17 protein-coding genes and 1 pseudogene are annotated in these 19,112 nt (G+C 70.9%); 8 read left to right on the top strand and 10 right to left on the bottom strand.

Translation table 11 applies throughout. From position 1 onward, the window contains the following. Positions 1-14 precede the first annotated feature (14 nt). From OG485_RS14795 to OG485_RS14815, 5 genes are all read right to left on the bottom strand, one after another. Entirely contained in the window at positions 15-821 is an 807-nt protein-coding gene (locus OG485_RS14795) for a hypothetical protein (protein WP_328668778.1), read from the bottom strand. A gap of 29 nt (positions 822-850) precedes the next feature. Then, positions 851-1,390 (bottom strand): SigE family RNA polymerase sigma factor, encoded by a 540-nt coding sequence (locus OG485_RS14800; protein ID WP_328668779.1) that lies wholly within the window; start codon positions 1,388-1,390, stop codon positions 851-853. A 51-nt stretch (positions 1,391-1,441) separates the two neighbouring features. Beyond that, the gene (locus OG485_RS14805; protein WP_328668780.1) at positions 1,442-2,869 is read right to left on the bottom strand and encodes an MFS transporter; all 1,428 of its coding nucleotides are present in this window, start codon (positions 2,867-2,869) and stop codon (positions 1,442-1,444) included. Between the two features lie 74 nt (positions 2,870-2,943). Continuing rightward, entirely contained in the window at positions 2,944-4,146 is a 1,203-nt protein-coding gene (locus tag OG485_RS14810; RefSeq protein WP_328668781.1) for a lipid-transfer protein, read from the bottom strand. Between the two features lie 7 nt (positions 4,147-4,153). Next, positions 4,154-6,523, bottom strand: coding sequence for an acyl-CoA dehydrogenase (locus OG485_RS14815; protein WP_328668782.1), 2,370 nt, complete (start codon positions 6,521-6,523; stop codon positions 4,154-4,156). A 296-nt stretch (positions 6,524-6,819) separates the two neighbouring features. On the opposite strand from OG485_RS14815, the gene OG485_RS14820 reads away from it, so the two are divergent. The 3 genes from OG485_RS14820 (at position 6,820) to OG485_RS14830 (ending at position 9,996) form a co-directional block, all read left to right on the top strand. Further along, on the top strand, positions 6,820-8,565 hold the full coding sequence (locus OG485_RS14820) for an MFS transporter (protein ID WP_328668783.1): 1,746 nt from the start codon (positions 6,820-6,822) through the stop codon (positions 8,563-8,565). Between the two features lie 142 nt (positions 8,566-8,707). After that, positions 8,708-9,358: a class I SAM-dependent methyltransferase gene (locus tag OG485_RS14825; RefSeq protein WP_328668784.1), complete on the top strand. Its 651-nt coding sequence runs from the start codon at positions 8,708-8,710 to the stop codon at positions 9,356-9,358. Positions 9,359-9,420: 62 nt separating this feature from the next. Next, positions 9,421-9,996 carry a hypothetical protein gene (locus tag OG485_RS14830; protein WP_328668785.1) on the top strand — a complete coding sequence of 192 codons (576 nt, stop codon included), beginning with the start codon at positions 9,421-9,423 and terminating at the stop codon, positions 9,994-9,996. A gap of 110 nt (positions 9,997-10,106) precedes the next feature. Here the strand turns inward: OG485_RS14830 and OG485_RS14835 are convergent, their stop codons facing one another. Next, complete coding sequence (locus OG485_RS14835) at positions 10,107-10,640, bottom strand: hypothetical protein (protein WP_328668786.1); 534 nt, start codon at positions 10,638-10,640, stop codon at positions 10,107-10,109. Positions 10,641-10,748: 108 nt separating this feature from the next. Then, positions 10,749-11,123 carry a DUF6415 family natural product biosynthesis protein gene (locus tag OG485_RS14840; protein WP_328668787.1) on the bottom strand — a complete coding sequence of 125 codons (375 nt, stop codon included), beginning with the start codon at positions 11,121-11,123 and terminating at the stop codon, positions 10,749-10,751. A 118-nt stretch (positions 11,124-11,241) separates the two neighbouring features. Here OG485_RS14840 and OG485_RS44025 point away from each other — a divergent pair. From OG485_RS44025 to OG485_RS14865, 5 genes and pseudogenes are all read left to right on the top strand, one after another. After that, positions 11,242-11,805: pseudogene (locus OG485_RS44025) on the top strand (Twin-arginine translocation pathway signal); the annotation flags it as partial. 305 nt (positions 11,806-12,110) lie between these two features. Next, positions 12,111-13,100 (top strand): N-acetylmuramoyl-L-alanine amidase, encoded by a 990-nt coding sequence (locus tag OG485_RS14850; protein WP_328668789.1) that lies wholly within the window; start codon positions 12,111-12,113, stop codon positions 13,098-13,100. Positions 13,101-13,305: 205 nt separating this feature from the next. Next, positions 13,306-14,082: a hypothetical protein gene (locus tag OG485_RS14855; RefSeq protein ID WP_328668790.1), complete on the top strand. Its 777-nt coding sequence runs from the start codon at positions 13,306-13,308 to the stop codon at positions 14,080-14,082. 114 nt (positions 14,083-14,196) lie between these two features. Next, on the top strand, positions 14,197-15,207 hold the full coding sequence (locus tag OG485_RS14860; RefSeq protein WP_328668791.1) for an LLM class F420-dependent oxidoreductase: 1,011 nt from the start codon (positions 14,197-14,199) through the stop codon (positions 15,205-15,207). Positions 15,208-15,378: 171 nt separating this feature from the next. Then, positions 15,379-15,672 (top strand): hypothetical protein, encoded by a 294-nt coding sequence (locus tag OG485_RS14865; RefSeq protein WP_326788091.1) that lies wholly within the window; start codon positions 15,379-15,381, stop codon positions 15,670-15,672. Positions 15,673-15,748: 76 nt separating this feature from the next. Here OG485_RS14865 and OG485_RS14870 read toward each other — a convergent pair whose 3' ends face one another. The 3 genes from OG485_RS14870 to OG485_RS14880 are packed head-to-tail and all read right to left on the bottom strand — an operon-like array spanning position 15,749 to position 19,055. After that, a complete protein-coding gene (locus OG485_RS14870) occupies positions 15,749-16,831 on the bottom strand; it encodes a prenyltransferase/squalene oxidase repeat-containing protein (protein ID WP_328668792.1) in 1,083 nt (360 codons plus the stop codon). Continuing rightward, a complete protein-coding gene (locus tag OG485_RS14875; protein ID WP_328668793.1) occupies positions 16,828-17,595 on the bottom strand; it encodes a class I SAM-dependent methyltransferase in 768 nt (255 codons plus the stop codon). Before OG485_RS14875 ends, OG485_RS14870 begins: the two co-directional genes overlap by 4 nt. Further along, the gene (locus OG485_RS14880) at positions 17,589-19,055 is read right to left on the bottom strand and encodes a glycosyltransferase family 4 protein (protein WP_328668794.1); all 1,467 of its coding nucleotides are present in this window, start codon (positions 19,053-19,055) and stop codon (positions 17,589-17,591) included. The genes OG485_RS14875 and OG485_RS14880 overlap by 7 nt, the downstream gene beginning before the upstream one ends. Positions 19,056-19,112: the final 57 nt, after the last annotated feature.

Genomic DNA, 19,112 nt, shown 5'->3' on the forward strand with positions numbered 1-19,112 from the left:
CCCCTCCGCTCACCTCACCTCGTCACCGCCGCCGACTTGTAGTTCGTACCCACCGGGGCGAGGCACACGAACCAGTTCGCCGAGGAACCCGCGACCCGGCGGATCATCGGCTTGAACTCCATGGTGAAACCGGCGCCCTCGGGCGCCATCGGAACCCGGGTCGACGTGCCGTCGTCCCACCGGCAGGTGACCTCCCGGGCGGTCGTTGCGACCTTGCCGATCACCAGCAGCCGATAGGCCCCCGCCGTACCGGCCCGGCCGGTCCGCAGCGGCACCGCCGCGGCCTCGATGTCCGTGCCCGAGAACGAGTCGCCCTTCTCGACCGGCCCGTCGAGCACCGTTGCCGGACTGTCGTCCCCCACCGCGAGCCGGACGAACACCCAGCCCTTGCCGATGAGGTCCGAGGCGACCTGGGTGCCCGTCGGCGTGAGGGCGTAGTCGCTCATTCCGGCCCGCTGGTACTGCGCCTCCGCCTCGTTCTCCGGCGCCCCCCAGATGCTGACGTCGAGGTTCCACTCCTTGCCGTGGTCCCACGCCGTGGCCAGCGTGGTCCTCTGCGGCTCGTACACGTGCCGCTGCTCGGGCGTCGACGGCGCGGTCACGGCCGGCTCGACCCGCCCACCGTGGTCGTCCGTTCCCCCCGCCAACGCCAGCGTCCCCGTGGAACCGGCGACGACCAGGGCCGCCGCTGCCACCAACGCCCAGCGGCGGGCCTTGCGGCGTCGGCCGCCGCGCAGCACCGCCTGGTACGGAGCTATACCGATCTCGACCTCGTCCGCCGCCTCGGCCAGCAGGAGGGCGATGTCCGCGTCCGTCGCCATGTCGTGATTCATCTCCCGGTTCGCACTCATCATTTCCGCCCTCCGTGCGTCACCGTGTCCGCAAGGCCCGGTATGACACGGAGTTTCGCGATCCCCTTGGCCGCGTTGCTCTTCACCGCGCCCACCGAGCAGCCCATCGCCTCGGCCGTCCGGCTCTCGCTCAGGTCCTCCCAGTAGCGCAGGACCACCGCCTGGCGCTGGCGCGGAGGCAGTTGGGCGAGCGCGGTGATCAGGGCGCCGCGGTCGTCGGCGCGGGCGATCGGGTCACCGCTGTCGGGGACCTCGCGGTTCAGCCCCGAGTCGTCCTTCGGCGCAAGGAACTCCTTGAGTTTTCTGCGGTGTTTGCGAGCGTGCGCGTTGATCATCACGCGCCGCACATACGCATCCGGTTCGTCGGCCGCACCGACCCTGCGCCATGCCACGTACACCTGCTCCAGCGTCGTCTGGACCAGGTCCTCCGCGGCGTGCTGCTCCCCCGTCAGGAGAAATGCCGTACGCATCAGCCGCGGCCAGCGGCCGACGACGAAGCTCTGGAACTCCTCGTCCCGAGCCTGTTTCCGATCCCCCATGAGCACCTCCTAGATATTTGAAGGAGTCCGCGAGCATCGGATTTCGTTGCCTCACCGCCGCGCGGCACTCCGCGGCAGCCAAAGCAGCATCAGGACCGCCCCGGCCAGCAGCATCACGCCGCTGACGCGGAACGCCAGCGCGTACCCGGCGGTCAGTGCCTCCCCGGCGACGCTTCCCCCGGTACGGGACGCAGCGATCGTGGACATGACCGCGAGCCCCAGTGAACCGCCCATCACCCGGGAGGTGTTGACGAGGCCCGAGACCACTCCCGCGTCCTCCGGCGCCGCGCCCGAGGTCGCGAGCGCGGCCAGCGGCGTCGCGGCCAGGCCGGCGCCCGCCATCATCAGGATGCCGGGGAACATGATGGCCGTGAGGTACGGGCCGTCCGCCGTCATGGTCGACTGCCAGCCGAACCCTGCCGCGGCGAGAAGGGTGCCGAGGACCGCCACGTTGCGCGCGCCGACGACCGGCATGAGGCGGGGCGCCGACTTCGAGCCGATGACGACGGCGAGCGAGCTCGGCACGAGGGCGAGGCCCGCGCCGAGCGGCGAGTAGCCGAGCACGTTCTGGGCGTACAGCGTCATGAAGAACCACATGCAGAACATCGCCGAGCCGGAGACGAACACAGCCGCGTTCGCCGACGACACCGACCGCAGCCGCAGCAGCTTCAGCGGCATCAGGGGCGCCCTCGTCCGCGCCTCGACGACCAGGAAGAGCCCGATGAGAGCCGCTCCCGCGCACAGCGGTACGAGCGTCGCCGCCGCGGTCCAGCCGTCGGCCTCCGTCTGGACGATCCCGTACGCCAGGGTCGCGAGTCCCGCCGTCACCAGGAGCGCGCCCGGCAGGTCGAGCCGTCGCCCGTCCCCGGCCCGGCTCTCCACCAGCCATCGCGCCGCGCCGGCCAGCACGATCGCGCCGACGGGCACGTTGATGAGGAGCACCCAGCGCCACGACAGCCCGTCGACCAGCAGTCCGCCGACGAGTCCGCCCGCCGCGCCGCCGCCGGCGCCCACGGCGGTCCAGGTCGCGATGGCCCGCGCGCGTGCGGCGCCCTCGGGGACGGCCGACGTCAGGATCGTGAGTGTCGAGGGCGCGAGCACCGCAGCCCCCAGGCCCTGCGCGGCGCGGGCGAGCAGCAGCTGGGTGCCCTCCTGGGCGAGGCCGCCGGCGACCGAGGCGAGCGTGAAGAGCGCGAGGCCCACCAGGAACATCCGCTTGCGCCCGTACAGATCACCCGCCCGCCCGCCGAGGAGCATGAATCCGGCGAAGGCGATGGAGTAGGCGTTCACCACCCACTGGAGTCCGGGGGCGCTCAGCCCCAGGTCGGCCCGCATGGAGGGCAGGGCCACGTTGACGACGGACACGTCCAGGACGACCAGGAACTGCCCGGCACACGCGAGCGCGATCACCACCCAGGTGGGCGGGGCGGCAGGGGCGGATGTCCGGATGTCTTCAGCGGCTCGGAGCATGGCTGTCATGCTCTCAACCCGCTTACACCCCTTGCATCAGGATTTCGGCGCAGGCCGGCGTACGGCATGGGACCTAGGACCGGTCAGGCTCCCGCGCGCAGCAGCGTGACCACCGCCGCGCCGCCCAGCCCGATGTTGTGCGCGAGTCCGACCCGCGCCCCCCGGACCTGGCGCGCCTCGGCCTGTCCCCTCAACTGCCATACGAGCTCGGCCACTTGCGCGATCCCGGTGGCCCCCAGGGGGTGGCCCTTGGAGATCAGCCCGCCGGAGGGATTCACCACCCAGCGACCGCCGTACGTCGTCGCCCCCGACTCGACGAGTGCGCCCGACTCGCCCTCCGCGCACATGCCGAGCGCCTCGTAGGTCAGCAGTTCGTTGACGGAGAAGCAGTCGTGGAGCTCCACGACGTCCACGTCCTCGATGCCGAGTCCGGAGCGCTCGTAGACCTGGCGCGCGGCCTCCCGCGACATCGGCTGCCCAACGACGTCGACGCAGGAGCCGGAGGCGAAGGACTCCTCGGTGTCGGTGGTCATCGCCTGCGCGACGATCTCGACCGCCCTGTCCTCCAACGCGTGCCGCTCGGCGAACCGTTCGGACACGACGACGGCAGCGGCGGCCCCGTCGGAGGTGGGTGAGCACTGGAGCCGGGTCAGCGGCCGGTGCACGGCCTTCGCGGCGAGGATCTCCTCGACGGAGTACACGTCCTGGAACTGGGCGTACGGGTTGTTCGCGGAGTGGCGGTGGTTCTTGGCGCCGACGGCGGCGAGCTGGGCCTCGGTCGTACCGTACCGCTCCATGTGCTCGCGGGCCGCGTCGCCGAAGATCTGCGCGGTGGGCGGGGACATCTCGAAGCCGTGCCGGGCGGCCATGACTCCGTAGTGGCGGGCGACGGGTGATGTGGCGAAGTCCCCGCCGTCGGCGCCCGATCCGAGCGAGCCCCGCTTCATCTTCTCGAAGCCCAGCGCGAGGACGCAGTCGCTGATGCCGCCCTCGACGAACTGCCGGGCCAGCATCAACGCGCTCGCTCCGGTGGCGCAGTTGTTGTTGACGTTGTAGACGGGCACGCCGGTCAGGCCGAGTTCGTAGGCGGCGCGCTGGCCGGCGGTGGACGCCTGGAAGCAGTAGCCGACGGGGACCTGTTCCACGTCCGTGTACGAGATCCCCGCGTCGGCCAGGGCGCCCGAGCCGGCCTCCCGGACCATGTCCCAGTACTGCCAGTCCCGGGTCTCGGGTTTCTCGAACTTCGTCATACCGACACCGACGACGTACGTCTTCCTGGCCGTCATGGCACTCCTAGTCTCGCGGCAGGCCGAGTATGCGCTCGGCGACGAGGTTGAGCTGGACCTGGGTGGTGCCGCCCGCGATGGTCAGGCACCGGGAGAGCAGGAAGCCGTGCACGGCCCGCTCGCCGGGGCCCTCGCACAACGCGCCTTCGGGGCCGAGGAGTTCGAGTGCGAGCTCGGCGACCTTCTGCTGATGTGCCGTCTGCACGAGTTTGCGGACGGAGGCGCCCGCGCCCGGTTCGACGCCGGAGACCTGGCGGAGGGTGGTACGCAGGGTGATGCAGGCCAGGGCGTGCGCCTCGGCCAGCAGTGCTCCCAGCCGGGGGCCGTCGGCGTCGGCCGGTATCAGCGCCTCCAGGCCGGTGTCGAAGGTCAACTGGTCGGCCATGTGGACGCGTTCGTTGCCGAGCGTGTTGCGCGCGACCCGCCAGCCGTCGTCGACCTCACCGACGACGGCGTCCGCGGGCAGCAGCACGTCGTCGAACCAGACCTCGTTGAAGAGGGAGTCCCCGGTGATCTCCTTCAGGGGGCGGATGTCGATGCCGTCCGTGTTCTTCATGTCGACGACGAAGTAGGTGAGCCCCTTGTGCTTGGGCGCGGCCGGGTTCGTCCGGGCGAGGAGGATCCCGTGGTCGGCCCACTGCGCCGCGCTCGTCCACACCTTCTGTCCGTTGATCCGCCACCGCCCGTCGGCGGTGCGCTCGGCGCGGGTGCGCAGCGAGGCGAGGTCGGATCCGGCGCCGGGCTCCGAGAAGAGCTGGCACCACAGGAGGTCGCCGCGCAGGGTGGGCAGCAGATAGCGCTCCTGCTGCCGGTGGGTCCCGTGCGCGATGAGGGACGGCACGACCCAGGTCGCGATCCCCAGATCACTGATCCGCACTCCGGCTTCGTTCAACTCCTGCTGTACGGCGAGCTGTTGTACAGGCCCCGCGCCGAGGCCGTACGGCGGCGGCAGATGCGGGGCGGCGTACCCGGTGGGCGCCAGGGACCGGCGGGCGTCCGCCGGAGCGAGCCCGCGCACCCGGTCGATCACCTCCCGGGTCCCGGCCCGGTACGCGGACGCCTCCGGCGGCAGTTCGAGGCGCAGTTCCCGCCGTACGCCGTCGCGCGCGAGCCGTACCGCCCGCCGCAGATGTCCGCTCCCGGCCCCGAGCAACTGCCGTGCCACCAGGGCCCGGCGCAGATACAGATGGGCGTCGTGCTCCCAGGTGAACCCGATGCCGCCGAGGATCTGGACGCAGTCCTTGGCGCAGGAGCAGGCGGCGTCGAGGGCGGTGCCGGCCGCGAGTGCGGCCGCCAACTCCCTTACGCCGTGCGGCTCCTGTCCGGCGCGTGCCGCGTCCCAGGTGAGCGCCCTCGCCTGTTCCAGCCGCAGCAGCATGTCGGCGCACAGGTGCTTGACGCCCTGGAAGTGTCCGATGGGGCGGCCGAACTGCTCGCGGACCCTGGCGTGCCCGGCGGCCGTGTCCAGCGACCAGGCCGCGGTGCCACAGGCGTCCGCGGCGAGGACGACGGCGGCCAGGTCCCGGACCAGTGAGGGGCCGACCGCGAGGACACGGCCGGCGGGGACCCGCACCCCCCGGGCCCGGACCTCGGCTGTCCCCCGGGTCGGATCGGCACTGTCGTGCGGCCGGACCTCCAGATCGACGGCGTCCACCACCAGCCAGAGGGTGCGCTCGGACACGCCGCCCGTGTCGGGGGTGCGATCGGACACGGCACCCGCACCGAGCGGGTGTCCGGACACGGCACTCGACGCCGCCAGTACGAGCACGTCCGCGTCGGCACCGGACAGCACGGGCGGCGCTGCCCCGTCCAGCACGTATCCGCCGTCCACCGCCCGGGCCGTCAGGGAGCCCGCGCCGAACGCGACGGCGCCGATGCGCTCCCCGCACCCCAGCGCCCGTAAGAGATCAGCACGACCCGGATCCCTTAAGAAATCAGCACGACCCGGATCCCGTACGAGATCAGCCGGCCCCTCCCGTACGAGGCCCTCGTGCCCCGGCGCCCCCACCGGAGGGTCGAACCCGGGCCCGCGCGCAGAATCATCCGCTTCACCTGCCTCGCCCGCTTCGCCCAGAAGCTCCGCCGCCAGCACCGCGGCCGCCAGGACGTTCGCGGCGAACGGTCCCGGCAGTGCCGCCCGCGCGGCCTCCTCCACGACGACGGCGAGATCGACGAGGTCGCCGCCGCCACCGCCGCAGGCCTCGGGAAGGTGCACGGCGAGCAGCCCCTGCGCGGCGAGCGCGTCCCAGAACGGAGGCCTGCCGCCACCCGGCGCGTCCAGGAGCTTGCGGACCTCCTCGGGCGGCACGGCGCGGGCGATCCAGCCGCGCGCGGCCTCGGCGAGCTCCCGTTGCTCCGGCGTGACCGCGATGCCCATGCATGCCTCCCCAAAGGCCCAAGGTGCGTGGATCCGCGCCAGACTAGAACACGTTCCATTCTGACGATAGGTCAGATACCCATGGCTCGGTCAAGAATTCGTTAGTACGCCGAAGCATCGGAATAGTTGCCCGGGCGGACCGGTTCCCTCTGCACGTACCCGCGTGGACCACCCGACCGGCGTCCCCCTGCCCCCAGGGATCACCAGACAGACCGCCCTCCCCGCATCCACAGGGACCGCCCCTCCCCTCGCTCTCCCGAGAGCCCCCTTTACTCACGGCCTGGAGGCCCCCCGCAATGACGCACACGACGACCGGCAGGACCGCGCGCAGGCCGGGCGGCGCGACCGTGCCGGTGCTCGCCTTCGCGGGCATCGTTGTCGCGGTGATGCAGACCCTGCTCGTCCCGGTCATCAAGGATCTGCCGACGCTCCTGGACACCGCGCCCAGCAACGCCACCTGGGTCCTGACCTCGACCCTGCTCGCGGGCGCGGTCGCCACCCCGATCATGGGCCGCCTCGGCGACCTCTTCGGCAAGCGGCGCATGCTGCTGACCAGCCTGTCGATCATGGTGGTCGGCGCCCTCGTCAGCGCGCTGACCAGCGCACTGCTGCCGATGATCGTGGGCCGTTCGCTCCAGGGCTTCGCGATGGGTGCGATCCCGCTGGGCATCGGCCTGATGCGCGACCTGCTCCCCCGCGAGAAGCTCGGCTCCTCGATGGCCCTGATGAGTTCCTCGATCGGCGTCGGCGGCGGACTCGCGCTGCCCGCCGCGGCCCTCGTCGCGCAGCACGCGGACTGGCACGCCCTCTTCTACGGCGCCGCCGGCCTCGGCGTCCTCTCGATCATCCTCACCCTCGTCTTCGTGCCGGAGTCCCCGATGCGCGCCGAGGGCACCTTCGACGTGCTGGGCGCTATCGGCCTGTCCGCCGGGCTCGTGCTCTTCCTGCTGCCGATCACCAAGGGCAGCGACTGGGGCTGGACCGCGCCCACCACGCTCGGCCTGTTCGGCGCGTCCGTCGCCGTACTGCTGCTGTGGGGCGTGATGGAGCTGCGGCTGAAAGCCCCCCTGGTCGACCTGCGCACCACGGCCCGCCCCGCGGTCCTCTTCACCAACCTCGCCTCGATCATGGTCGGTGTCTCCTTCTACGTCGTCTCGCTGGTCCTGCCGCAGCTCCTCCAGCTCCCGACGTCCACCGGGTACGGCCTCGGCCAGTCGATGGTGAACGCGGGCCTGATCGTGGCACCGCTCGGCCTGACGATGATGCTCACCGCCCCCGTGTACGCCCGGCTGTCGGCGAAGTACGGCCCGAAGGTCACGCTGATCATCGGCATGGTGATCATCGGGATCGGCTACGGCGCCGGTCTCGGCCTGATGAGCGCCGCCTGGCAGTCGCTGGTCATCGCGGTGATCCTGGGCGCGGGCATCGGCCTCGCCTACTCCTCGCTGCCCGCCCTGATCATCGGTTCCGTCCCTGCCTCGGAGACGGGCGCGGCCAACGGTCTGAACACCCTGATGCGCTCCATCGGTACGTCGGTGTCGAGCGCCGTCATCGGCATGGTGCTCGCCAACACGGCGCACCACGTCGGCGGGGCCGCCGTCCCGACCATGCACGGCTTCCGCGTGTCCTTCCTGATCGCCACGGGCGCGGTCGCGGTCGGCGTGCTCATGGCACTGTTCCTGCCCGGCCGCCGACCGGCCACCAAGCCCTCGCTGGTGGCCAGCAGCGAGGAGGACGCGGCGCTGGAGCGGGCGCACGAGGTGCTCGGCGGTTTCCGCGGCCAGGTCCTGGACGCCGAGGGCGGCCCGGTCGCCCGTGCCAAGGTCACCCTGATCGACCGGCGCGGCCGCCAGGCGGGCGCCACCTTCTCCGCCGAGGACGGCAGCTACGCGCTCGCCGTACCGGCCGAGGGCGCCTACGTGCTCGCCGCCCGTGCCGCCGGCCACGGCCCGCTCGCCTCGTCGGCGACGCACACCGGCGACGACCGTCCGGTCGCCCTCGACCTGTCGCTGCCGGGCGAGAACGCCGAGGTCACGGCCTGACCCGGGGACCTTCCCCACGAGTGATCATCGCCACCCCCGCCGCCCGTGCGGCGGGGGTGTGGTGCACGATGGGGCGGCCGGGGATCCGTACACCCGGGCAGTGCTCCACGCACCCCTGTTGTTCGCACCGATGGAGGAACCCATGCCCGCGGCACCCAAGCCCGAGATCCTCGCCGCCTTCGAGGCCGCGAAGGGGTTCATGCCGCGGGGTGAGGGACTCGCGCTGTACGAGGCCGCCGTCGAGGCCGGACGGCTCGGGCTGCCGCTCCTGGAGGTCGGCACCTACTGCGGACGTTCCACGATCCTGCTCGCCGACGCGGCCCGCGAGGCCGGGGTGACCGCGATCACGGTCGACCACCACCGGGGCAGCGAGGAGCAGCAGCCGGGCTGGGAGTACCACGACCCGTCCACGGTCGACCCGGAGATCGGCCTGATGGACACACTCCCCACCTTCCGCCGCACCCTTCACCGGGCGGGCCTGGAGGACCACGTGGTCGCGCTGGTCGGCCGCTCGCCGCAGATCGCCGCCTTCTGGGGCACGCCCCTCGGCCTGGTCTTCATCGACGGCGGCCACACCGACGAGCACGCGAGCGGCGACTACGAGGGCTGGGCGCCGCATGTCGCCGAGGGCGGCCTCCTCGTCATCCACGACGTGTTCCCGGACCCCGCCGACGAGTTCACCGGCCAGGCCCCCTACCGCGTCTACCTCCGGGCCCTGGAATCGGGCGCGTTCACCGAGATCACGGTGACCGGCTCCCTGCGCGTCCTGCGGCGAACCGGAACGGGGATCTGAGCTCCCGGTTGGAGTCGCCGCTTTTCGCTGCTGCTCTGGCTGTGACCGGCAAGGACGGTGGCATGTCCCTGAGTGAGTTGCCGCCCGAGACCCGTAAGGCCGTTATAGCTGAGCGTCGTGAGGAGTTGGCAGGCTTTTGGCCCGGCGCTGACGGGGCCAGCGAGAGAACCGCCATCAAGATGTATCCGCTGCTGTACGCGGACAAGCCCGAGTATGGTCATGCGCTCATCCCAGCAAGGGAAGAGATGCGCCTGCGGAGGATCGTTGAGGCGTTCGGTAAGTGCTTCCGGCGGGAGATGCGATTCGACTTCCCACCTTTCGAGGCTGCGTTCATCGACTTCTACGGGCAGTTGAACGGAGCCGAAGTGGTCCTGTTCGATGCACAGGAGGTCTCGGCGACGTTCCCGATCGCGGCCGGCGCTGCTGGGCTGTCGTTCGCGGAGGGGCATCGCGTGCTGGATTGGATCTGGATCCATCCCTTCGAACGCGGCCGACGCCTCATGCCCATCGCGTGGGCTGACCTCGAAGCCACCTATGGCGACGACTTCCTCGTCCGCGGCCCCCTCTCACCCGCGATGCGCGGCTTCCTCACCAGGCGGGATGTCAACCGTGCCCGCTGGGAGAAGAGGCATGCCTAAGTTCGGCGTCCAGGCTCGTCCGGAGGACCTGCCGCCAGCGCCTTAGCAGGAGCCGGAAGCAAGGCCCCCTGTCTCAGAAACAAAGGGGCCAGCATAATCACGCCCGATCACTAAATGGCGTTCCGGCCAGCGTAAATGCCCCGCACTCGCGCCCCAATGGCACTGTGAACCTCGGCCGTCTGGTCGTGCAAGCGAATCATTCCATGATCACCGACGCCCTCGAAAATCATTGCGTTGAGGGCGTAGAAGTCGTCTACGGCTCGGTGAGCTGCGGTTCTGATCTCATCTACGAGGATGTAGCCGACCTGGGATTCAGCCGCGCCGATGGCGGCTTCTGAGGCATCGTGCGCCTGCATCCGACGTTCTGCGGCGTCGTCGTCCAGGCTGTTGGTATCCCTCAGATGCCGAAACTGGCGGTCTGCCTGTTCCCAGGCATGCAGTGCTTCGGCAGCATTGCGTAGCAGCTGATTGAACTCGACGAGGTGCTGCAACTCGAACTCGTCACTGCGGGCCTGCGTTGCAGCCGCGTCGTCCGCCTTCTTGTCTGCACGCTGCCGCCGATACGTCAACCACCCGTTCAACTGCGTCGACAGGCCGCCGAGAAAGAACGCAGCGATCCCCCACCAGAACTTCCACCCATCCATGCGCGGAGTGTACGAGTGGACCCCGGCCGGGATGCACCCACTGACCGGGGCCGCTTGTTCCCTCCCTTGCCCAGGCGCAACGCGATGCGAGGACGGGCGGGAGCCTGCTCAGCCGAGACTCTCGTAATGGTCGACGAGGGCGTTGACAACGCGGGCCAGACGGCGGGCGTGAGCCAGTTCGGTTGCGTGGCCAGGACGCGGGCGGGCATTCAGCTTGCCGCGGGCTTCGCCGATGCAGGCGAGCGCGCAATAGCGGGGGATGTCGTTCTTCGGCAGACGAGCCGCGGCCTCCTCGACTCCGGGGATGAGGAGCATGATGTGCCCGCGCAACTGAAGCGTTAGCGTGTCGAGTTCGTCCGGGTCGGGAACTGGGGCGTCCTCAGCGAGCAGTCGGCGCGTGCAGGCGCGCATCGTCTCGATGTCCACCGGGCGTGAGCCCTGCTCTGCCTCGGTGTCCTCTGCCGCGTTCTGTGTACGTCCCATAGCCACACCGCGATGATGAATGTGCACGGTGAGACGCGGATAGGTCGCAGCGTGGCCACGCGCGGCCACGTAGCGGCCACGGCCGGGGCAGGGCGCGATGACACCTCAGACTGGACGCATGGGCCACAACGACGCGCTGAGAGCCGCACGGCTCCGTGCCGGCTGGCGGACCATCGGGCAGGCCGCCGTCGAGGTGACGGAGCACGGGCAACGGCTTCTCGATGACAACCAGTTCACCGTCTCGGCGCGTACCTGGCGACGCTGGGAAGGGGAGCGTCCCGGCTGGCCGGCCGAGGAGACCGCGATCGTCCTGCATGACGCGCTCGGCCGCTGGCCCGAAGATCTGGGATTCACCACGCCGCCCGGTTGGATCCGCCCCGAGCATCACGAAGAGGCCGATGTGAAGCGCCGCGCGTTCGTGTCCGTCACCGCTGCCGCGCTCATCGTCGGCCCGATCGCGCCGCAGCACGTCGACCCCGCCCTGATCACCTACTTTCAGCAGCAGCTGGAGGGCCACTACCGGGCGGACATGTTCCTCGGCCCGCACGACCTGATCGGCACCGTCTCTGCCCAGTACCAGCTGATCGACAAGCTGGTCCGGTCGGCGAAGGGCGAGACCAGGCGCGGCCTGCTCCGGGTCGGCGCCGCCTACGCCGCGTTGGTCGGCTGGCTGTACCAGGACACGCGAAAGCCCCGGCCTCAAGGAACGAAGCGCGGGCGGTGGCTCTCCTGCCCGTGCTCTCCCAGGCACCAGAACGGTTCGGGGAACGTCACGTCGCCGTGGTCACCGGTCCACACGATTGGCCTGCCTCCTTGGTTCAGACGGGTCGGGTCTAGGCGCCTGCCGGTGTTTCCGCACCGGCAGTGCGCCGTATCACGCGTGCCTCACAAACTGTGTGCGGTGATGCGATTCGGCGCCTCTGACCTGGTATTTCGGCTTCCGCTGATTCCCGATGCACACCATGGACAGCCGGTATGGTGGCTGACGTGTCGTACGTAGGCCCTGACTTCGATCCGCCCCAGCCGCGCCGCTCCCGGCGCGGTCCGCTCACCGTCGCGCTCGCCGCGCTCGTACCCGGCGCACTGGCCGGGTACGTGGTGTGGCAGGCCGTGGGAGACGATTCGGGGGGCGGTTCCGACCGGGCCGTTCCCGCTTCGTCGTCCTCCGCGCCCGGCTCCGTCTCCCCCTCCTCGCGGGCATCCGCCTCCACGACGGACGACGGCAGGGGGGATACGCCGTCGACCCCGGCGCCCTCGTCCTCCTCGTCCTCGTCCTCCTCGTCCTCGAAGCCCGCCGCCTCCGGCTCCCTCAAGGGCAAGGTCATCGTCATCGACCCGGGGCACAACCCCGACAACTTCCGGCACACGTCCGAGATCAACCGCAAGGTGAACATCGGGACGAACTGGAAGGAGTGCGACACGACCGGCACGTCGACCAACGCGGGTTACACGGAGGCCCGGTTCACCCTCGACGTCGCGCACCGGATGCGGGCCATCCTCGAAAAGCAGGGCGCCACGGTGAAGTTGACCCAGGACGGCGACCGGTCCTTCGGCCCCTGCGTCGACGAGCGGGCCCGTATCGGCAACACGGCGCACGCGGACGCGGTCGTCTCCCTCCACGCCGACGGGTCGGGGGCCGGCAACCGCGGCTTCCACGTGATCCTCCCGGCGTCGGTGCACGCGGGCGCCGCCGACACCCGTCCGATCGTCGCCTCTTCCCGCGACCTCGGCGAGCACATCGCCGGGCTGTTCGTCCGCGAGACGGGCAGCGCGCCCTCCAACTACGTCGGTGACGGCACCGGACTGGTGGTCCGTAAGGATCTCGGCGGTCTCAATCTGTCAACGGTTCCCAAGGTGTTCATCGAGTGCGGCAACATGCGCGATACGAAGGACGCTGCGCTGCTCACCAGTGGCGCGTGGCGAGAGAAGGCGGCACGGGGGATCTCTGAAGGAATCGTTGGTTTCCTGCACGGGTAGTGATCTACGGACTCAACCCGGCGGACACCCTGATCGTCCGGGCGATAAGGTCGTCCGTACGATAAAGGGCCACCCCCGCGCTTCACACCGAGTCCTGACAACGGCACTATGTCGGCGACACGGTGCACAGCGATGCCTCACCGACGACGAGACGACTGACGAAGGACCTGAAGTGAATATCCGCTCCCTCACTCGAGGCGACGGCGTGGTGATCGGAGCAGCGGTGTTGCTGTTCATCGCGTCGTTCCTCAATCTCTACTCCTTTTCCGGGTACAGCGTTGACTCGAACGCCTGGGACAGCCTCGGCGAAGGCCTCGGCATCTACATGGGCGGGGTCATCGGCGCGGCCCTGATCGTCGTCAACCGCTGCCTGCCGCAGCCGCGCAAGGTTCTCGGACTCGACCTGGGCACGGTCGGTGCGGCCTTCACGGTGCTGGTGGCCTGGACCCTGTTCTGGTCGATCGTGGACGTCCCGGACACCGCCAGCGCCTCCGCCGGCCTCATCCTCGGCTTCATCGCGGCCCTCGTCCTGGCCGGCGCGGCCGTCGCGACCCCGCTCGTTCCGGCCCTCCAGGCCGCGCTCGTCGGCGCCCCGACCCCGATCGCCCCTCAGCCCTACGGCGGCCAGCCGCAGGGTGGTTACGGCTACCCGGGCGCCTCGCAGCCCGGCCAGCCCGGTCAGCCCGGCCAGCAGCCCTACGGCGCCCAGCCCTCGCAGCCCACGCAGCCGTTCGGCGGCCAGCCGAGCCTGCCGTCGACGCCGCAGACGCAGACCCCGGCCCAGGACTTCTCGCCGTTCTGGTTCGCCGTTCCGGTCGCGCGGCCGCTGTTCGGTGAGGACGGTTCGCCGTCGCCGATCGCCGAACTGGCGCCGGGCACCTGGTACCTGGCCGTCGAGCAGCGTGGTGCGACCCTGGTGGCGCAGACGCAGGACGGCCGTCGCGGTGTGCTTCAGGACACCTCGGGGATCCAGCGCGGCTGATCCGCGCATCGCTCTCGCGACGGCCCCTCGCCCTTTCCGGCGGGGGGCCGTTGTCGTACAGTCGCAGCACGCCATGATCTGACGGACCATCAGGACTCTGTTTCTGGAGGCGACATGCGGCTCGGTCTCGCGCTCGGCTACTGGGGGCGCGGCCCCTCGGCGGACCATGTGCCGCTCGCCGTCGAGGCGGAGCGGCTCGGCTACGACTCGGTGTGGACGGCGGAGTCCTGGGGCTCGGACGCGTTCACCCCGCTCACCTGGATCGCCGCGAAGACCACGCGCATCCGGCTCGGCACGGCGATCGCGCAGATGGCGGCCCGCTCCCCCACCACCACCGCGATGCACGCGCTCACCCTCGACCATCTGTCGGGCGGGCGCATGATGCTGGGGCTCGGTCTGTCGGGGCCCCAGGTCGTCGAGGGCTGGTACGGGCGGCCGTTCCCGAAGTCGCCGCTGACCGCGACCCGGGAGTACGTCGACGTCGTACGCCAGGTCCTGCGGCGCGAGGGGCCCATCGAGCTGGACGGCCGCTTCCACTCCCACCCCTACCGGGGCGCCGACGGAACGGGACTCGGCAAGGCGCTCAAGCCGATCACGCACCCCCTGCGGGCCGAACTGCCCATCCTGCTCGGCGCCGAAGGCCCGAAGAACATCGCGCAGACGACGCGGATCGCGGACGGCTGGCTGCCGCTGTACTGGTCGCCGACGCGTCCCCAGGCGTACGAGGCCTCGCTCACCGAGCTGCCCGAGGGCTTCCTCGTGGCGCCGATGGCCCGCGCGCACGTCTGTGACGACGTCGCCGAAGGGCTGCTGCCGGTCAAGGCGATGCTCGGCTTCTACATCGGCGGGATGGGGCACGCGGCCCGCAACTTCCACGCCGATCTGATGGCCCGGATGGGCTTCGAGGAGGAAGCCCGCAGGATCCAGCGGCTGTTCCTGGAAGGGCGCCGGGAAGAGGCCGTCCTGGCCGTCCCCGACGCCTTCGCGGACGAGATCTCGCTCGTCGGACCGCGTGAACGCATCGCCGAGCGGCTGGAGTTGTGGCGCAAGGGCCCGGTGACCGACCTGCTGGTCCTGTCCCCGGACCCCCACACCCTGCGCGTACTGGCCGAGCTGAACGCCTAGGACGCCCCGACGGCGTCGTCGGCCGCCACCTAGCCGGGACGCCGACGCCGCCTTGTCCCCGACCTCCGCGCCCGCGCTCTCCCCGGCAGCCCCACCCGGGCCCGAACGGGCCGTGCCGGTCGGCGCGGCCCGTTCGGGTTTCATCCGGGGCCGACGGGCAATCCGCTGGACATGTCCCCTAGATATCGCAACGGTTCGAATCAGGCGGGTACGGTCATCGCGATCATCGCGGATGTCATGGCCGTCATCCTGGGTCTCTGGATCCTGATGTATCTGCTCGACGCCAATCGTGGCAACGACCTCGTGCAGTTCATCCACAGCACCGCGGCCTGGCTGGCCGGCTGGTCGCGCGACCTGTTCACCTTCGACAAGGAGTGGGCGCGTGTCGTCGCCGGCTACGGCCTCGCCGCCGTCGTCTACCTGTTCATCGGCCACGCGGTCGCCAACCGAATACACCGGCACTGACCGGCGCCGGCGGCCCGGAGCACCCCGCGGAACCCGAGCGTCCGGACGGTCCGGGAAGCCAGGACCGTCCGGACCTTCAGCGGGTGGGCGTGCAGCAGTCGGGGTTCAGGCCGACCGGCAGTCGCTCGCCGCCGAAGACCGCGCAGGTGGCCTCGTCGCCGCCCAGTGCGGCGACCGCCAGGAGCAGGGAGCCCGCCGTCCAGGTGGTGAGCTCCTCGGGCCAGACGGCCCGGTCCTCGAAGACATAGCCCGTCCAGTACAGACCGGACTGCGGATCACGCAGGTGCTGGATGGACTGGAGGATCTCCAGAGCGCGGTCCGACTCACCCACCGCCCAGAGCGCCAGGGCGAGTTCGGCCGACTCACCGCCGGTCACCCACGGGTTGGGAACCACGCAGCGCACCCCGAGACCGGGCACCACGAAGCGGTCCCAGCCCTCCTCTATACGGGACTTGGCCTCGGCACCCGTCAACGCGCCGCCGAGCACCGGGTAGTACCAGTCCATGGAGTAGCGGCCCTTGTCGAGGAACCGCTCCGGGTGCAGCCGGATCGCGTGCCGCAGCGCGCCGACCGCCAGTTCCCAGTCGGGCTGCGCCTCCTCGCGCTGCTCGGCGATGGCAAGGGCGCAGCGCAGCGCGTGATGGACCGACGAACTCCCGGTCAGCAACGCGTCGCCGACCGCCGTTCCGTCGTCCTCGCGCTTCCAGCCGATCTGTCCGCCGCTCTGCTGGAGCCGCAGCACGAACTCCATGGCCGCGTAGACCGTCGGCCACATGCGGTCCAGGAAGATGTCGTCGCCGGTCGCCAGGTAGTGGTGCCAGACGCCCACCGCGATGTACGCGACGAAGTTGGTCTCGCGGCCGCGGTCGGTGACGTCCTCGAAGTCCCCGTCCGCGTAGGCCGCGTACCAGGACCCGTCCTCGTTCTGATGCCGTGCCAGCCACTCGTAGGCCCGCTCGGCGGCCTCGTGCTCGCCGGCCGCGTCGAGCGCCATGGCGGCCTCGGTGTGGTCCCACGGGTCGAGGTGGTGGCCGCGGAACCACGGGATGGCTCCGTCGGGGCGCTGCACCGCGAGGATCCCGCGCACCGTGGCGGCGGCCTCCTCGGCGGTGAGGACCCCGGGCAGGACGAGGTGTTCGGTCCGCCGGGGAGTGGTCACGTGGCGTCCGCCTCGGAAGCGGCCTTCGCGGACGTCCCAGCGAGCTTCGGCAGGTGCGGCTTGGTCGCGTACGCCACGAAGCTCTTGCCGATCAGGGGGTTCAGCGTCTGCTCGACGACCCGGGTGGCCAGCGGCTTCTTCATGATGTCCCAGACGAGCAGCTTGTGGTACGCCCGCACGGGCAGCGCCTTGTCGTTGTCGACGCCGAACGCGCACTTCAGCCACCAGTACGGCGAGTGCAGCGCGTGCGCGTGGTGGGAGCCGTAGGGCCGCAGGCCGGCCTCGCGGATCTTCGCGAGCAGTTCGTCCGCCTTGTAGATGCGGATGTGGCCGCCCTCGACCTCGTGGTAGGCGTCGGACAGCGCCCAGCAGACCTTCTCCGGGCCGTAGCGCGGCACGGTGATGGCGATACGCCCGCCCGGCTTGAGCACCCGGACCATCTCGGCGAGGACGCCCTTGTCGTCCGGGATGTGCTCCATGACCTCGGAGATGATCACGACGTCGAAGGACTCGTCGGGAAAGGGCAGCGCGAGCGCGTCGCCCTCCATGGCCGTCGCGGTGGCACCCGCGGGCGCCTCCCCGGCCTCCTTCATCGCCGCGAACCACTTGGCGACCTCGCGGATCTCCTCGCCGTTCTGGTCCAGCGCCACGACCTGCGCGCCGCGCCGGTAGCACTCGAAGGCGTGCCGGCCGGCACCGCATCCGAGGTCCAGGACGCGGTCGCCGGGGGCGAGCGGGAACCGGGAGAAGTCGACGGTCAGCACGTGGCCCTGCTTTCGCGATTGGCTGCAACTAGTTCTTCGGCGGCGGGAGCGGCTTCCGCGGCCTCGGCGCGGTCGGGTCCCGGGGTCGCCGGGGAGCCGGCGTCCGGCGCGCCGCCGCGCCCGTCGGTGTCCGCGGCCCCGCGCGGGCGGAGCCGGGACGCGGAAAGGGCCATCGCCGCACGGTAGTGGGCCACCGTACCCTCGGCCGCCCTGGCCCAGGTGAAGCGCGCGAGGACACGCTCGCGCCCGGCGGATCCGAGCCGTGCCCGGAGTGCGGGGTCACCGAGGAGCCGGCCGAGGGCGGCGGCCAGCGCTCCCGGGTCGCCCGGGGGAACCGCGAGGCAGGTCTCGCCGTCGGGTCCCGCGACCTCCGGGATCGCTCCGCCGGTGGTGGCCACGAGCGGGGTACCGGTGGCCATCGCCTCGGCGGCGGGCAGCGAGAAGCCCTCGTACAGGGAGGGCACGCAGGCGACCTCGGCCGAGCGGACGAGGTCGACGAGCTCGGCGTCGGAGATGCCCTTGACGAACTCGACGGCGCCCTCCAGGCCGTACCGCTCGATGGCCTGGGCGACCGGCCCGTCCTCGGCGCGCCTGCCGACGACGACGAGGTGCGCGCCCGGGTGTTCGGTACGCACCTTCGCGAGCGCCTCGACGAGGAACACCAGGCCCTTGAGCGGGACATCGGCGCTGGACGTGGTGACGATGCGGCCCGGCACCTGGGGCACGGAGGGGTCCGGCGAGAAGAGGTCGGTGTCCGCGCCGATGTGGACGACGTGGATGCGGTCCTGCTCCACCCGCAGGTGGTCGACGATCTCCTGCCGGGAGGTGCCGGAGACGGTGAGGACGGACGGCAGGCGGCGCGCGACGCGCTTCTGCATGCGGGTGAAGGCGTACCAGCGGCGGACCGAGGCCCGGCGCTGCCAGCCCTCGGCGGCGTCCAGTTCCAGTTGCCGGTCGACGGTGATGGGGTGGTGGATGGTGGTCACCAGCGGGGCGCCGACGTCCCCCAGCAGTCCGTAGCCGAGCGTCTGGTTGTCATGGATGACGTCGAACTCTCCGCGCCGGGCCCGCAGATGACGGCGGGCGCGCAGCGAGAAGGTCAGCGGCTCGGGGAAGCCGCCGGTCCACATGGTGCCGACCTCGAGGGCGTCGATCCAGTCGCGGTACTCGTCGCGCGCGGGGGTGCGGAAGGGGTCGGGCTGGCGGTACAGGTCCAGGCTGGGCAGCTCGGTGAGGCTCAGCCCGGGAAGGCCCTCGTCGAGGACGGGGTAGGGCTGGGAGCCGATGACCTCGACACGGTGGCCGAGGCGGGCGAGTTCGCGCGAGAGATGCCGTACGTAGACACCCTGGCCGCCGCAGAACGGGTTTCCCTTGTACGTGAGAAGCGCGATGCGCAGGGGTGGTTCCCCGTCGGCTGCCGTACCCTTCCCGGGGTCCGCCTCCATGGCCTCAGCGGTCACTTCCGGTCCCCTTCTCCCTGCACTTTCCCGCGAGATTACGCCGGGACGCTAATCTAG

Source organism: Streptomyces sp. NBC_00328 (assembly GCF_036139655.1).
Taxonomy (GTDB): domain Bacteria; phylum Actinomycetota; class Actinomycetes; order Streptomycetales; family Streptomycetaceae; genus Streptomyces.

What these genes read in the sequence shown, in the direction of transcription:
- OG485_RS14795 (WP_328668778.1), bottom strand. Translation starts at nt 821, where the DNA reads ATGGCGACGGACGCGGACATCGCCCTCCTGCTGGCCGAGGCGGCGGAC.
- OG485_RS14860 (WP_328668791.1), top strand. Translation starts at nt 14,197, where the DNA reads ATGCGGCTCGGTCTCGCGCTCGGCTACTGGGGGCGCGGCCCCTCGGCG.
- OG485_RS14865 (WP_326788091.1), top strand. Translation starts at nt 15,379, where the DNA reads ATGTCCCCTAGATATCGCAACGGTTCGAATCAGGCGGGTACGGTCATC.
- OG485_RS14820 (WP_328668783.1), top strand. Translation starts at nt 6,820, where the DNA reads ATGACGCACACGACGACCGGCAGGACCGCGCGCAGGCCGGGCGGCGCG.
- OG485_RS14815 (WP_328668782.1), bottom strand. Translation starts at nt 6,523, where the DNA reads ATGGGCATCGCGGTCACGCCGGAGCAACGGGAGCTCGCCGAGGCCGCG.
- OG485_RS14830 (WP_328668785.1), top strand. Translation starts at nt 9,421, where the DNA reads ATGTCCCTGAGTGAGTTGCCGCCCGAGACCCGTAAGGCCGTTATAGCT.
- OG485_RS14835 (WP_328668786.1), bottom strand. Translation starts at nt 10,640, where the DNA reads ATGGATGGGTGGAAGTTCTGGTGGGGGATCGCTGCGTTCTTTCTCGGC.
- OG485_RS14800 (WP_328668779.1), bottom strand. Translation starts at nt 1,390, where the DNA reads ATGGGGGATCGGAAACAGGCTCGGGACGAGGAGTTCCAGAGCTTCGTC.
- OG485_RS14805 (WP_328668780.1), bottom strand. Translation starts at nt 2,869, where the DNA reads ATGACAGCCATGCTCCGAGCCGCTGAAGACATCCGGACATCCGCCCCT.
- OG485_RS14840 (WP_328668787.1), bottom strand. Translation starts at nt 11,123, where the DNA reads ATGGGACGTACACAGAACGCGGCAGAGGACACCGAGGCAGAGCAGGGC.
- OG485_RS14810 (WP_328668781.1), bottom strand. Translation starts at nt 4,146, where the DNA reads ATGACGGCCAGGAAGACGTACGTCGTCGGTGTCGGTATGACGAAGTTC.
- OG485_RS14825 (WP_328668784.1), top strand. Translation starts at nt 8,708, where the DNA reads ATGCCCGCGGCACCCAAGCCCGAGATCCTCGCCGCCTTCGAGGCCGCG.